General features: G+C 69.8%; 11 protein-coding genes. 3 read left to right on the top strand and 8 right to left on the bottom strand.

All coding sequences use genetic code 11. The features are described 5' to 3' along the window. Positions 1 to 46 precede the first annotated feature (46 nt). From AC3EGR_RS13795 to AC3EGR_RS13785, 3 genes are read left to right on the top strand one after another with little or no spacing between them, the layout of a single operon-like run. Positions 47 to 1,627 carry a TRAP transporter large permease gene (locus AC3EGR_RS13795; RefSeq protein WP_488547061.1) on the top strand — a complete coding sequence of 527 codons (1,581 nt, stop codon included), beginning with the start codon at positions 47 to 49 and terminating at the stop codon, positions 1,625 to 1,627. Continuing rightward, positions 1,627 to 2,127, top strand: coding sequence for a hypothetical protein (locus AC3EGR_RS13790; protein WP_488547060.1), 501 nt, complete (start codon positions 1,627 to 1,629; stop codon positions 2,125 to 2,127). Before AC3EGR_RS13795 ends, AC3EGR_RS13790 begins: the two co-directional genes overlap by 1 nt. Further along, on the top strand, positions 2,124 to 3,374 hold the full coding sequence (locus AC3EGR_RS13785; RefSeq protein WP_488547059.1) for a putative Na+/H+ antiporter: 1,251 nt from the start codon (positions 2,124 to 2,126) through the stop codon (positions 3,372 to 3,374). The genes AC3EGR_RS13790 and AC3EGR_RS13785 overlap by 4 nt, the downstream gene beginning before the upstream one ends. Positions 3,375 to 3,389: 15 nt before the next feature. On the opposite strand, the gene AC3EGR_RS13780 is transcribed toward AC3EGR_RS13785, so the two are convergent. From AC3EGR_RS13780 to AC3EGR_RS13745, 8 genes are all read right to left on the bottom strand, one after another. Then, positions 3,390 to 4,829, bottom strand: a complete 1,440-nt coding sequence (locus AC3EGR_RS13780; RefSeq protein WP_488547058.1) for an enolase C-terminal domain-like protein — start codon at positions 4,827 to 4,829, stop codon at positions 3,390 to 3,392. After that, entirely contained in the window at positions 4,822 to 5,673 is an 852-nt protein-coding gene (locus AC3EGR_RS13775) for a sugar phosphate isomerase/epimerase family protein (RefSeq protein WP_488547057.1), read from the bottom strand. Before AC3EGR_RS13775 ends, AC3EGR_RS13780 begins: the two co-directional genes overlap by 8 nt. Positions 5,674 to 5,682: 9 nt before the next feature. Next, the gene (locus AC3EGR_RS13770; RefSeq protein ID WP_488547056.1) at positions 5,683 to 7,218 is read right to left on the bottom strand and encodes a tripartite tricarboxylate transporter permease; all 1,536 of its coding nucleotides are present in this window, start codon (positions 7,216 to 7,218) and stop codon (positions 5,683 to 5,685) included. A 33-nt stretch (positions 7,219 to 7,251) separates the two neighbouring features. After that, a complete protein-coding gene (locus tag AC3EGR_RS13765) occupies positions 7,252 to 7,815 on the bottom strand; it encodes a tripartite tricarboxylate transporter TctB family protein (RefSeq protein ID WP_488547055.1) in 564 nt (187 codons plus the stop codon). 9 nt (positions 7,816 to 7,824) lie between these two features. Next, on the bottom strand, positions 7,825 to 8,829 hold the full coding sequence (locus AC3EGR_RS13760) for a Bug family tripartite tricarboxylate transporter substrate binding protein (RefSeq protein WP_488547054.1): 1,005 nt from the start codon (positions 8,827 to 8,829) through the stop codon (positions 7,825 to 7,827). An 83-nt stretch (positions 8,830 to 8,912) separates the two neighbouring features. Next, entirely contained in the window at positions 8,913 to 9,980 is a 1,068-nt protein-coding gene (locus AC3EGR_RS13755; RefSeq protein ID WP_488547053.1) for a dihydrodipicolinate synthase family protein, read from the bottom strand. Continuing rightward, entirely contained in the window at positions 9,980 to 11,017 is a 1,038-nt protein-coding gene (locus tag AC3EGR_RS13750; protein ID WP_488547052.1) for an NAD-dependent epimerase/dehydratase family protein, read from the bottom strand. Before AC3EGR_RS13750 ends, AC3EGR_RS13755 begins: the two co-directional genes overlap by 1 nt. A gap of 167 nt (positions 11,018 to 11,184) precedes the next feature. Continuing rightward, entirely contained in the window at positions 11,185 to 12,867 is a 1,683-nt protein-coding gene (locus AC3EGR_RS13745; RefSeq protein WP_488547051.1) for a cation:proton antiporter domain-containing protein, read from the bottom strand. Positions 12,868 to 12,971 lie beyond the last annotated feature (104 nt).

Below are 12,971 nucleotides of genomic sequence, written 5' to 3'. Positions count from 1 at the left end.
GCCTGCGGACCGGACAGACAAAGACAACGACAGACGGAAACTCGCCATGCAAATGGAAAACTTCGCGCCGGTGATGTTCGCGGCGCTCGTGTTCGTCATGCTGATCGGCTTTCCGGTCGCCTTCTCGCTGGCCGCGCTGGGCCTGGTCAGCGGCTTCTACGCGATCGAGATGGGGTGGTTTCCCGCCAGCTTCATGGCGAACCTGCCGCTCAACGTGTTCGGCATCCTGTCCAACGACCTGCTGCTGGCGATCCCCTTCTTCACCTTCATGGGCGCGATCCTGGAGAAGTGCGGCCTGGCGGAGGACATGCTGGACTCGATGGGCCAGCTGTTCGGCCCGGTGCGCGGCGGCCTCGGCTACTCGGTGATCATCGTGGGCTTCATCCTCGGCGCGATCACCGGCACGGTCGCGGGCCAGGTGATCGCGATGGCGCTGATCTCCATGCCGGTGATGATCCGCTACGGCTACAACATGCGCTACACGACCGGCGTGCTGGCGGCCTCGGGCACCATCACGCAGCTGGTGCCGCCCTCGCTGGTGCTGATCGTCATGGCCGACCAGCTGGGCCGCTCGGTCGGCGACATGTACAAGGGCGCCTGGGGCCCGTCCATCCTGCAGGTGCTGATCTTCGCGCTGTACACCTTCCTGCTGGGGGTGATCAAGCCGCAGGACGTGCCCGGCGTGCCCAAGACGGCGCGCACGCTGCACGGCTGGACGCTGTGGGCCAAGTGCCTGCGCGGCATCATTCCCTCCGCCATCCTGATCTTCGCCGTGCTCGGCTCCATGGGCGGGCTGCCGTTCATGAGCACCGCGGTGGCCACGCCGACCGAAGCGGGCGCCATGGGCTGCGTCGGCGCGCTGGTGCTGGCCGCGATGCACAGGCGCCTGACCCGCGACCTCATCTGGCAGGCCATGGAAGGCACGATGCGCCTGACGGCGATGGTGGTGTTCATCCTGATCGGCTCGCGCGTGTTCTCCATGGTATTCCAGGGCGTGGACGGCGCCAAGTGGGTGGAGCACATGCTGTCCGGCCTGCCGGGGGGCGCGGTCGGCTTCCTGCTGGTCGTCAACGCCTTCGTCTTCTTCCTGGCGTTCTTCCTCGACTTCTTCGAGATCGCCTTCATCATCCTGCCGATGCTGGCGCCGGTGGCGGAGAAGATCCTGGCGCCGCTGTTCCTGGAGGCCTCGGGCGGCAACCCGCAGGCCGCCGCCACCTACGGCATGGTCTGGTTCGGGGTGATGCTGTGCGTGAACATGCAGACCTCGTTCATGCACCCGCCCTTCGGCTTCGCGCTGTTCTACCTGCGCGGCATCGCCGACACGCTGTTCAAGGAAAAGCGCATCGACAAGCCGGTGCTCTCCAACGACATCTACCTGGGTGCGATCCCCTGGGTGGTCATGCAGCTGCTGCTGGTCGCCATCGTCATCTTCGTGCCGCAGTCGGTCACCGTGTTCCTGGACCGGGAAGAGAAGGTGGACCTCGACAAGGTGAAGATCGAGGCGCCCACCGAAATCGCGCCCGATGCCGGCAACAGCCCGCTGCAGCCCTCGACCGATCCGGACAGTGCGAAGAAGGCGGAAGAGGACGAGCAGAAGAAGCTCGACGAGCTGTTCAACAAGAAGTAGTGGACACGCCCATGGCCGGGCCGCTCGGCCCGCCGCCCTTTCGCTTCACGCCCTCGCAAGGGCCCCTCGCCCGCAGCCCCGCCTATTCGCTGCCGTTCCGGGCGATCGCCACCGTGCTCGTCTTCGGCGCCGCGGGCTGGATGGCCTTGCTGTGGCACGCGGGCAAGTTGGGAAGCGGCTCGGGTCTCGCGACCTGGTTCGGGGCCGCGCTCGCGCTCATGCTCTACACCTGGTGGTGCATCGTGCGCAGCGTCACCACGCTCGGTGAGGGCGAGCTCAGGCAGACCTGGATCTGGACCAAGCGCATGGACCTGGGCGAACTGGGCTACGCGCGGGTGATCCGCCTGCGCGGGCTCGAATGGCTGGTCGCCCCGCGCCTGTACGTGCGCACGCTGCCGGGCAAGTTCGCCGTGTTCTATGCGGCCGACCCCGGGATGCTCGCGGAGTTCGAACGCCTCGCGGCGGAGCTCACCGCCTTCCGTGCGCGGGCCCCCGAATGAACATCGAAGCCGTCGCCGCGGTTCTCTTCGCCGTCGCGCTGCTCCACACCTTTGCCGCGCGCCAGCTGATTCGCCTGGCGCACCGCTTTCCCGCGCACGAGGGCCTGTTCCACCTGCTGGGCGAAGTCGAGGTGGTGTTCGGCTTCTGGTCGCTGGTGCTGGTGCTGGCGATGGCCGCCCTCGGCGGCTGGCCGGACGCCGTCGCCTACGTGGAAGGGCGCAAATACACCGAGCCCTTCTTCGTGTTCGTGATCATGGTGATCGCCGCCTCCCATCCGGTGCTGCAGACCTTGCGCGGCGCGGTGGGCGCCCTCGCCCGCCTGCTGCCCGTGCCGCGCCCGCTGGCCGTGAGCTGGCTGTGCCTGGCGGTGCTGCCGCTGCTCGGCTCGCTGGTGACGGAGCCCGCCGCCATGACCATCTCGGCGCTGCTGCTCGCGCCGGTCGTGTTCCGCCCGGGCATGCCCGAGTGGCGCAAGTACTTCGCGCTCGGCGTGCTCTTCGTCAACGTCTCCATCGGCGGCACGCTCACCTCCTACGCGGCGCCGCCGGTGCTGATGGTGGCTTCCACCTGGAACTGGGACTCGCTGTTCATGGCTGCGAACTTCGGCTGGAAGGCGGCGCTGGCCGTGCTGGTGAACGCGACCGCGGCGTGCATGCTGCTGCGTGCGCCCCTGGGCGAGCTGCCGCCGGCGGATGCGCAAGCGCCGGAGCCTCTCGTGCCCACGAGCGTGCGCCTGGTGCACCTGGGCTTCCTCGCGGGCGTGGTGCTCACCGCGCACCATGCGGTGGTGTTCTTCGGGCTGTTCCTGTTCTTCCTGGGCTTCACGACGGCGTATGCGCGCTTCCAGCGGCCGCTGCTGATCAAGGAAGCGCTGCTGGTCGCCTTCTTCCTCGCCGGCCTCGTGGTGCTGGGCGGCATGCAGCAGTGGTGGCTGCAGCCGCTGGTGTCGGGCATGGATGCGCAGCTGCTGTTCTGGGGCGCGCTGGGGCTGACCGCGGTCACGGACAACGCGGCCCTCACCTACCTCGGTTCACTGATCGAAGGACTGTCGGATGCGGCCAAGTACACGCTGATGGCCGGTGCCGTCGTCGGCGGGGGCCTCACGGTGATCGCCAATGCGCCCAACCCCGCGGGCGTCGCCTTGCTGCGCGATGGCTTCGAGGACGGGACGATCGGGGCGGGTGCGCTGCTCCTGGGCGCGCTGGGGCCGACGGCGGTGGCAGCGGCAGCGTTCCTGTTGCTGTGAGGGCTGGGCCAGCGCTCACAACCCCCGCATCCCCCCGAACTCCGGCAGCGCCCCACTGGCAAACCCGGGCGTGTCCAGCGACCCCAGCGCAATCTCCCCGTCCCGGATGCGCAGCCGCACGGCCCCATGGCTGTGCTCGTACACGTCCGGGTGCGCGCGCAGGAAGGCCTGCTGCTCCGCTTGCGGCAGCGCCGCCATCCCGTTGACGTAGTGGTGCCCGTTGCGCTCCACGTGCGTGATCCCCAGCAGGTTCACCAGCGCCAGGTCCTGCTGCACCGACAAGCCCGCCTGGGTCGTGAGATCCTCGGCGGACAGGAAGTAGCGCGGGCCACCCTCCTCGCTGTTCCAGCGCGCGCAGCGCGCCGCGTTCAGCAGGGACTTGTAGAAGCCCTTGCAGGTCTTGGACGAGATGCCGGCATAGCCGCGCGCGCGCGCCTGCACGAAGGTGTCCAGCTCGCCATCCGACTCGTCGACGATCACGGGCTTGCCGAGGTTGGCGGCACGCAGGTCCACATCCAGCGCGAGCTTGCGCGCGATCGGCTGTTCGATGAACAGGATGGACTCCCACAGCCGCCGCAAGGCGGGATGGCCCTGGATGCCGCGCACCAGCGCCTGCACGCCTTCGGCGCTCTCGTACTGCTCGTTGCCGTCCAGGGAGGCGAAGTAGGCCTGCGGCGAGCGGTCCAGCACGGCGGCGATCGCCTGCAGCCGTTCCAGGTCCGCCTCCACCTTGCCCGCCACCTTCAGCTTGAAGTAGCGGTGCCCATAGGCTTGCACCACCTCCTGCAGCGTCTCGGGCAGGCCATCGCCGACGCGACCTCCCTCCCCCCCTGGGGGAGGGTTGGGGTGGGGGCTGTCCGCTGCCGTGATCGCATCCACCAGCCCCACCGTGTGGCGGGCGTGGATGCGATCGGCGGGACGCAGGCCGCGCAGGAAGGCGTCCCAGGCAAAGCCCGCGAACTGCGGATGCGCGTCGCCGATGCCGGCCAGGTTGCCCTGCATCGCGGCGTAGAAGGACACGCCGGCGGCGCGGCACAGCGCGTCGAGGACGGCGCGGTCCACCAGGGCGGGGCCGTAGCTCGCGAGCAGCGGGTTGAAGCCCTGTGCCGCCGCCGCGCGCTGGTGGGCGTCGTGGTGGCGCGCGAAGTGGCCGAAGGCCGTCGCCGGCGCCGCGTCCGACAGGTACGCGTCGCGCGCCAGCCGCGTCACGGCGCGCAGCTGCTCGAAGTTGTCCTCGTTGGACAAGGCCAGGTTCTTGTCGAACCACTTGGGCGCCATCAGCTCCGCGGCCGCTCCCCAGGCGGTGCGGCCATCCGGCAGCGAGACCTGCACGCGGGCGAAGGCTTGCGGCGCCTCGCGCAGCGTCACGACGCCGAAGCGGAACGGCATGCGCAAGGTGACCGGCCGCTCGTACAGCTCGATCGCGCGGATGGCAACGGGCGGGGCTTCAGCCATGGGCATCCAGTCCTTGCAGCACGCCGCGCAGGTAGCCGATCGAGCGTGCCGCGCAGCCCGGCCCATCGGGCACGTAGTCGAAGGGTTCGACGCCGACGATGCCGGGGAACAGGCCTTGCTCCTCCATCGCCCGCAGCACCTGCAGGATGGGACCGAAGTCCATCGCGCCCTGGCCGGGTCCGCGCCGGTTGGGGTCGTTCACCTGCACGTGGCCGATCACGCCGCGCGGCATCCATTGCTCCATCAGTTCGTGCACCGGCAGCGGCTCCGCCTGCCCGGCGGCACTGCAATCCACCATCGTGCGCAGCGCGTCCTGGCCGATCTCGTCGACCATCCGCGCCGCTTCCTCCACCGTGTTGAACAGGTCGGTCTCGCGGGGGGACAGCGGTTCCAGGCAGTAGGTGACGCCGCAGCGCGCCGCGGCCGCGGCGGCACCGGAGAGGCAATCGCGGGCGCGCTCCCACGCCTGCTCGCGCGTGCTGCCGGCGGGCACGCTGCGCTGTTTCGGCGAACCGTGCACGAGGTAGCTGCCGCCCAGGGCGGCGCACATCTCGACCAGGCGGACCATCACCTGCTTGGTCCGCTGCCGCAGGGCCGCATCGTCGGCCACGATGGACAGGCCCGCGGGGGCCACCAGCAACCAGTGCAGGCCGAAGATCTTCAGGCCGTGGTCTTCCGCGGTGCCGCGCAAGGAGGCGAGCTCCGCCTCGGTGAGCGCCATGGGATCGGCGGCGAGCGTGAACGGCGCGACCTCCAGGCCGTCGTAGCCCAGGGCCGCCGCCAGCGCGCACTGCTGCGCGAACGGCAGGGGCTGCAGCACCTCGTTGCAGAGAGCGAACTTCATGGCGGCAGCTTACGCGCGGCGCGCGAACAGCATGCGCAAGCCACCGAAGAGCGCAGCCTTCACGCGGTTGACCGCGGCCTTGACCGGCTTGATGTACAGCAGGATGGTGAAGATCGTGACGAAGGCGAACGCCATGGCGATCGGCCGGGTGAAGAAGGGCACGATGCTGCCATCGGACAGCACCAGGCCGCGGCGCAGGCTCTTGTCCAGCAGCGGGCCGAGCACCAGGCCCAGCACCAGCGGCGCCATCTCGTAGCCGCGCCGGCGCAGGAAGAAGGCGCCGATGCCGATCGCCAGCATCATCCAGATGTCGAACAGGCGCGAAGCGGTGGCGAAGGCGCCCACCGTGCACAGCAGGAACACGATCGGCATGAGGATGCTGCGCGGCACCTTCAGCACGTGCAGCAGCGGCCGCACGCCGAACAGCCCGAACAGCAGGATCGCGATGGAGGCCAGCGTCGTCATCGCCACCACGTGGTAGATGAAGTGCGGGTGCTGGATCATCAGCATGGGGCCCGGCTGCACGCCGTGGATGATCATGGCCGCCATCAGCACGGCCGAGGGCGCGGAGCCCGGGATGCCGAGTGCGAGACAAGGAATGATGTGGCCCGGGATCGAGGACATGTCGCCCGTCTCGGCCGCCATCAGGCCATCGATGGAGCCCTTGCCGAATTTCTCCGGCTCCTTGCTGGCCGCCTTGGCAGCGGCATACGACATCCAGGCGCCTGCGTCCTCGCCCACGCCGGGCAGCAGTCCCGTGAGCACGCCGATGACGCCGGAGCGCAGCACTGTCCACTTGTACTGGATCACTTCCTTCCAGCGGGGCAGCACGGAGTCCTTCAGGTCCGCGATCTTGCGTTCGACCGGATCGGCCAGCGTCGTCAACACTTCCGCCAGGCCGAAGGCGCCCACCAGCGCCGGGATCAGCCCGATGCCGCCGGACAACTCGTCCCAGCCCAGGGTGAACCGGTCGTAGGCGTACAGGGTCTCCTGGCCGATCTGCGCCAGGAACAGGCCCAGCAGGCCCATCAGCCAGCCCTTGAGGGGGTCGCCGCCGACGATGCTGCCCGACAGGGTCACGCCGAACAGCGCCAGCCAGAAGAACTCGAAGGCGCCGAACTGCAGTGCAACTTCCGCCAGCAGCGGCGTGAAGAGCGCCAGGCAGATCACGCCGATCAAGGTGCTCACGAAGGCGCCCGAGGTGGCGATGCCGATGGCGCGCCCGGCCTGCCCCTGCATCGCCAGCGCGTAGCCGTCGGCGCAGGATGCGGCATTGGCCGCCGTGCCCGGGATGTTCAGCAGGATCGCCGTGCGCGATCCGCCGTACAGGGCGCCCACGTACGAGCAGATCAGCACCAGGATCGCGTCGTTGGCCTGGAGCTTGATGGTCAGCGTGGTGAGCAGCGCGATGGCGAGCGTCGCCGACAGCCCCGGCAGGATGCCCATGATGATGCCCACGAACGCGCCGCCCAGCCCGTAGGCCAGGGTGAGCGGGTTCATGAAGCTCATCCAGGCCGAGCCGAGGTCTTGGATTCCTTGCAGCATGGGAAGTCGATGCGGGAGAGAGAGCTTGCCGGCTCAGGGGAGCCGGACGAGGAACAGCCGCTCGAACACCAGCCAGGTGACGACGGAAGCGCAGGCGCCGATGACCAGGGCCTGCAGCCAGGCCTTGGCGCCGAGACGGCGTTCGGCCGGGTCGCGGCTCAGGCGCCGGAACACCACGATGCAGGCGGTGACGTAGACCGTGGAAGCGAGCCAGAAGGGAATGCCGTGGCCCACCAGCACGACGCCGTAGCCGGTGCACAGGGCGATGGCGATCCAGACGCGCCGGTTGGCCTCGCGCGTGTCGGCGGCAGCCGGCGGCGTGCGCTGCGACAGCGCGCCGCGCCGCAGGCTGCGCACGCCCAGGGTGCCGCCCAGCAGGATCATCGCGATCCCGAGCAGGCCGGGCAGCAGCCCCGGCACGGTCACCGGGTTGATGTTCTGGTGCTCCAGCCGGTCCATGGTGATGGAGCCGACCAGGACCGCGATGCCGAACGCGATCCAGCCGACCGCGTCCTTGAGGTCGGAGCGCGGCGGCGCGAGCTCCTCCTCCACGCCGGCGGCGACCGAGTGCTCGGGAACGAGGGCGGGATCCGTCATGCCGCGGACTCAGGGCTTGGGGATGCCCACCGTGTCCGGCGCGACCTTGGTCTTGCCGCTGGCATGCAGGTTCCACGCGTTCACCTGCACGGCGGGCCACACGGCCTTCTGGGCTTCCTCGCCATAGAGCGGGTTGAACAGCGCGCCGCGGCTGGTGGCGTACTTCTTCAGCGCCTCGCTCTTGCCCATGTTGGCCCAGATGCGCTCCACGGTCTTGACCACGTCGTCCGGCACGCCCTTGGGGATGAAGATGCCGAAGTAGTTGGCCGGCGCGCTGAAGCCGGGGATGGTGGCCGACAGCGCCGGGATGGTGCCGTAGCCTTCGAGCTCCAGCGGCTTGTCGCTGACCGTCGCCAGCGGGCGCAGGCGCTTGCCGCGGATCATGTCGGCCTGCTCCACCGCGAGCTGCGTGGTCAGGTCCGCTTCGCCGGAGACCGTGGCGATGACCGCCGGGTTGCCGCCGTCGTAGGAGACTTCCTTGTACTTCACGCCGGTGGCCTTGACGATCTGGTCCATGGCCGCATGCGCGGCCGAGGTCACGCCGGCGGTGGCCACGCTGATCTGGCCGGGGCGCTTCTTCATGTCGTCGATCAGTTCCTTGGCGTTCTGCCAGGGGCGCTGCGGGTTGACGCCGATCACCTGGATGTTCGCCACGTTGAGGAACAGGTGCCAGTCCTTGATGCTGGTGTTGACCGAGCCGAGCGCCTGGTAGGCGCCCAGGTCCTGCGCGGCGCCGGCCGTCCAGGTGTAGCCGTCCTTGGGCGCGTCGAGCGCGCTCTTGGTGCCGATGGCGCCGGAAGCGCCGGGCTGGTTCACGATCACGATCGTCTGGCCCAGCGCCTTTTCCATTTCGGCCGCGGCCACGCGCGTGACCTGGTCGGTGGAGCCGCCGGCGGCCCACGGCACGATCAGGTTGATCGGGCGGCTGGGTTTCCAGTTCTGCGCCGACGCGGGCATCGCGGCGGCCAGCACCGCGGTGGCGGCGATCGCATGGAGGAAGAAGCGCTTCTGCATGGAGGTCTCCGGTTTAATTCTCTAAACGGTTAATTAGAGGGATGTGGTGCGGGGCTGTCAACGTGGCTTGTCCCACGCTCGGGTCACGCCAGCCAGCGCTCCCGATGCTCGGCGACGAAGGCGTCGTCGGTGAGGTGCGGGTAGTCGCGCTGCACGCGCGACAGGGCCTCGGCCTGGCCGGGGCTGAGCCCTTCCTGCGGGTCCAGGCACCAGGTGCCTTGCAGCAGGCCCTGGCGGCGCAGGATCTCGTGGCAGCCGGCGATGCAGCCGTGAAAGTCGTGCGCGACGTCGAAGAGGGCCGCGTTGCAGTCGGTCACCTGGCTGTCCAGGGCCAGCAGGTCCAGCGGCGCCTGGCCCGCCGCGACGGCCGCGTGGATGCGATCGAGCAGCTGCACGGCGGCGCGCGTCCACACGCTCCAGTGCCCGAGCAAACCGCCCTGGATGCGCACCGTCACCGGGGCGCCGTCGCGCATGAAGCGGAACGGCGCCAGCAGGTCCAGCACGATGTGGTCGTCGTTGCCGGTGTAGAGGGTGACGCGCTCCTCGGCGCGGGCTGCCACCACGCCGCGGATCACGTCGAGCGTGCGGTAGCGGTGGAAGGGGGCCATCTTGATCGCCACCACGTTGTCGATTTCGGCGAAGCGCTGCCAGAAGGACATCGGCAGGTGGATGCCGCCCACGGCCGGCTGCAGGTAGAAGCCCACCAGCGGGAATTCGCCGGCGACGGCGCGGCAATGCGCGACCAGTTCGTCCTCGCCCGCCCCCTTCATGGCAGCCAGGCTCAGGAGACCGGCGTGGTAGCCCAGGTCGCGGGCGATGCGCGCCTCGCGCACGGCCTGCTGCGTGCCGCCCGCGAGGCCGGCGACCATGAACAGGGGCCGGCGTCCGCCCAGCGGCTCCCACTCGCGCGCGACCTGCATCGCGAGCTCCAGCACGGGCTGGTACAGGCCCACGTCCCGGATCGCGAACTGGGTGGAGTGCACGCCGACGGCCACGCCGCCCGCGCCCGCATCGAGGTAGTAGCGCGTCATGGCACGCTGGCGCCGCACATCCAGCTTGCGATCCGCGTCCAGCGCCAGCAGGTGCGCCGGGATCGCGGCACCACGGCGCAGGACGCCCAGGCTGTCACGCGGCAGGTCGGACCAGTGCATCAGTACTTCCCGTCGCGCGCTTCGTAGTGGGTCGGCTTGTTGAGGGTGGCGCCGCCGCGCTGCACCCAGTCGGCCGTCCAGTCCAGCATGCGCGCCAGCCCCACCTGCGGCTCGCCGAACAGGCGGAAGGCTTCGCTGCAGTCCACCAGCCAGCACGTTTCCGCCTCGTAGCCGGTGAAGCGCGGCGCCTTGTTCAGGCGCAGGCTGAACTCGCAGGCGAGCTCGCGGATGCTCACGCGCGGGCCGCTGAGGTTCAGCGCGCTGGTCGGCGTCGTGCAGTGCGCGAGCGAGCGCAGCGCCCAGTCGTTGGCCTCGCCCTGCCAGATGATGTTGGCGTGGCCCATGGACAGGTCGATGGGTTCGCCGCGCAGGACCTTCTGCGCCACGTCGTGCAGCACGCCGTAGCGCATGTCGATCGCGTAGGACAGGCGCAGCAGCCGGCCCGGCGTGCCGTGCAGGTGCGAGAAGTGCTGGAACAGGCGTTCGCGCGCAACGCAGGAGTTGGCGTATTCGCCCGAAGGGGCCGTGGGCGGCTGCGACTCGGGCGCGCCCGGGCCTTCCTTGGCCACGAAGGGGTACACGCAGGCGGTGGAGAAGGCCACGATGCGCGAACGCGGGAAGCGCTCGGCGACCAGGCCGGGCACGTAGGCATTCATCGCCCACGTGAGCCACTCGCTGCCGGCGGAGCCGAACTTGCGGCCGGCCATGAACACGATGTTGGGCGCATCGGGCAGCCGCGCCAGCGCCTCGCGCGACTGCAGGTCGGCGGCGATGCACTCCACGCCGGCGGCCTGCAGTTCCTCGCGCAGACCGGGCTCGGAAAAGCGTGCCACGCCGATCACCCGGCGCGCGGGCCCGGCGCGCTTGGCCATGCGCGCCAGCGTGGGGCCCATCTTGCCGCCGACGCCCAGGACCATCAGGTCCCCGTCCACGTTGGCCAGCGCGTGCACCAGTTCCGGCGAAGGCCGGCTCATCAATTCCTCGAGCGCCGCCACGTCCGCGATGCGGGCAGGCAAATCCTTGGCGGTATCCGTCATCCCGTGACTATTCACCAATTGGTGAATTAAGGAAAGTCGGGGGGAACCCTAACACCCTACCCCCGCTCATGGCGCGAAGCCGGCGCAGAGGAAGACAGAGGTTCGCATCACTGCATTTCCTCTGCGGCCCCGTGCGGGCCCTGCGCCGGTGCATGCCTGCGTGTTCCTCAGGCCCTGCAGCGCTCCAGCACGTAGTGGCTCATCGCCAGGGCCAGCTCGTGCTCGCCGACGAAGACGCGGCCGTCCAGTTCGTGCTCCAGCCGGCGCGCCTCTTCCTCGTTGTGCGAGCGCACGACGATCTCGATGTGCGGATTCAGCTGGCGGGCATACGCGGCCATCTGCCGCACGCCGATCGTGTCCGGGATGGCGATCACCAGCAGGCGGGCGCGCGCGATGTGCGCCTGCACCAGCACCTCCGGCCGGCTCGCGTCGCCGCTCACCGAGGGGATGCCTTCGGCGCGCAGCTGCTCCACCAGCTCCCGGTTCTGCTCGGCGACGACGAAGGGCACGCCGGCGCTCCGGAGGGCCCCGGCCACCTTGCGCCCCACCCGCCCGTAGCCCACCAGCACGACCTGGCGCGAGAGGTACTTGGGGTCGGTGCTCGTGGGCAGCTCCGCGAGCGGATCGTCCCGCGCGGCGAGCTCGCGCGCGAGCTGCGAGCGCGCCAGCAGCCACTCCTGCAGCGGCCGGATGGCCTTGAACACCAGGGGATTGATGGCGATGGAGATCAGCGCGCCGGCGACGATCAGGCTGGCGCCCTCGCGCGGCAGCAGGCCCAGCGAGCTGCCGAGGCTGCCCAGGATGAAGGAGAACTCGCCGATCTGCGCCAGGCTGGCCGACACGGTGAGCGCGGTGTGCAAGGGATACCGCAGCAGCAGCACGAGCACGGCCGCCGCGATCGACTTGCCGAACACGATCACGCCCACCACCGCGAGCACGCGCAAGGGCTGCTCCAGCAGCACCTGCGGGTCGAACAGCATGCCCACCGACACGAAGAACAGCACGGCGAAGGCGTCGCGCAGCGGCAGCGTTTCTTCCGCGGCGCGGTGGCTGAACTGCGATTCGCGCAGCACCATGCCGGCGAAGAAGGCTCCCAGGGCGAAGGACACGCCGAAGACCAGCGTGGCGCCGTAGGCGATGCTCACCGCGGCCGCCACGACGCACAGCGTGAACAGCTCGCGCGAGCCCACCTTCTGCACCTGCCACAGCACCCACGGGAACAGGCGCCGGCCCACGATCAGCATCAGCGCGACGAACAGGCCGACGGACAGCAGCGTGCGCGCGAGGCTGCGCCAGATCACCTCCGGGTCGGCCGCGCCGCCGCTCAGCACGCCCGCGAGCGGGGGCAGCAGCACCAGCACCAGCACCATCGCGAGGTCCTCCACCACCAGCCAACCCACCGCCACCCGCCCGTTGAAGCTGTCCAGGAGTCCCAGGGATTCCAGGGCGCGCAGCAGCACGACCGTGCTCGCGACGGACAAGGCGATGCCGAACACCAGCGCGCCGGCGAAGCTCCAGCCCCACCACATCGCCAGCGCCGTGCCCATGGCGGAGGCGGCGACGATCTGCACGATCGCGCCGGGCACCGCGATGCGGCGCACCGCCAGCAGGTCCGCGAAGGAAAAGTGCAGGCCCACGCCAAACATCAGCAGCATCACGCCGATCTCGGCCAGCTGCGCGGCCAGGTTGCTGTCGGCGACGAAGCCGGGCGTGAAGGGCCCGATCACGATGCCCGCCAACAGGTAGCCCACCAGCGCCGGCAGCCGCAGCCGCGCGGCGGCGAAGCCCAGGATGAGCGCGAGGCCCAGGCCGGCGGCGATGGTGGTGATCAGGGGGAGGTTGTGTTCCATGCAGGCCCCATGATGCATGACGAAATGACGAAGGCCCGTCGAAACGGGCCTTCCATGACTTCAATGGCGAGTCACTCCGTCATCGCGGCGGCGCCGCCGCGCGG

Source organism: Ramlibacter sp. G4-7, assembly GCF_057784995.1.
The sequence above is the reverse complement of the archived record's forward strand: the minus strand, read 5'-3'. Positions and strand labels throughout refer to the sequence as shown.

Bases quoted from the DNA above. Each gene is read 5' to 3' on its own strand.
- AC3EGR_RS13780 (WP_488547058.1), bottom strand. From the start codon at position 4,829: ATGGCTGAAGCCCCGCCCGTTGCCATCCGCGCGATCGAGCTGTACGAG.
- AC3EGR_RS13760 (WP_488547054.1), bottom strand. From the start codon at position 8,829: ATGCAGAAGCGCTTCTTCCTCCATGCGATCGCCGCCACCGCGGTGCTG.
- AC3EGR_RS13775 (WP_488547057.1), bottom strand. From the start codon at position 5,673: ATGAAGTTCGCTCTCTGCAACGAGGTGCTGCAGCCCCTGCCGTTCGCG.
- AC3EGR_RS13745 (WP_488547051.1), bottom strand. From the start codon at position 12,867: ATGGAACACAACCTCCCCCTGATCACCACCATCGCCGCCGGCCTGGGC.
- AC3EGR_RS13765 (WP_488547055.1), bottom strand. From the start codon at position 7,815: ATGACGGATCCCGCCCTCGTTCCCGAGCACTCGGTCGCCGCCGGCGTG.
- AC3EGR_RS13770 (WP_488547056.1), bottom strand. From the start codon at position 7,218: ATGCTGCAAGGAATCCAAGACCTCGGCTCGGCCTGGATGAGCTTCATG.
- AC3EGR_RS13795 (WP_488547061.1), top strand. From the start codon at position 47: ATGCAAATGGAAAACTTCGCGCCGGTGATGTTCGCGGCGCTCGTGTTC.
- AC3EGR_RS13785 (WP_488547059.1), top strand. From the start codon at position 2,124: ATGAACATCGAAGCCGTCGCCGCGGTTCTCTTCGCCGTCGCGCTGCTC.
- AC3EGR_RS13755 (WP_488547053.1), bottom strand. From the start codon at position 9,980: ATGCACTGGTCCGACCTGCCGCGTGACAGCCTGGGCGTCCTGCGCCGT.
- AC3EGR_RS13750 (WP_488547052.1), bottom strand. From the start codon at position 11,017: ATGACGGATACCGCCAAGGATTTGCCTGCCCGCATCGCGGACGTGGCG.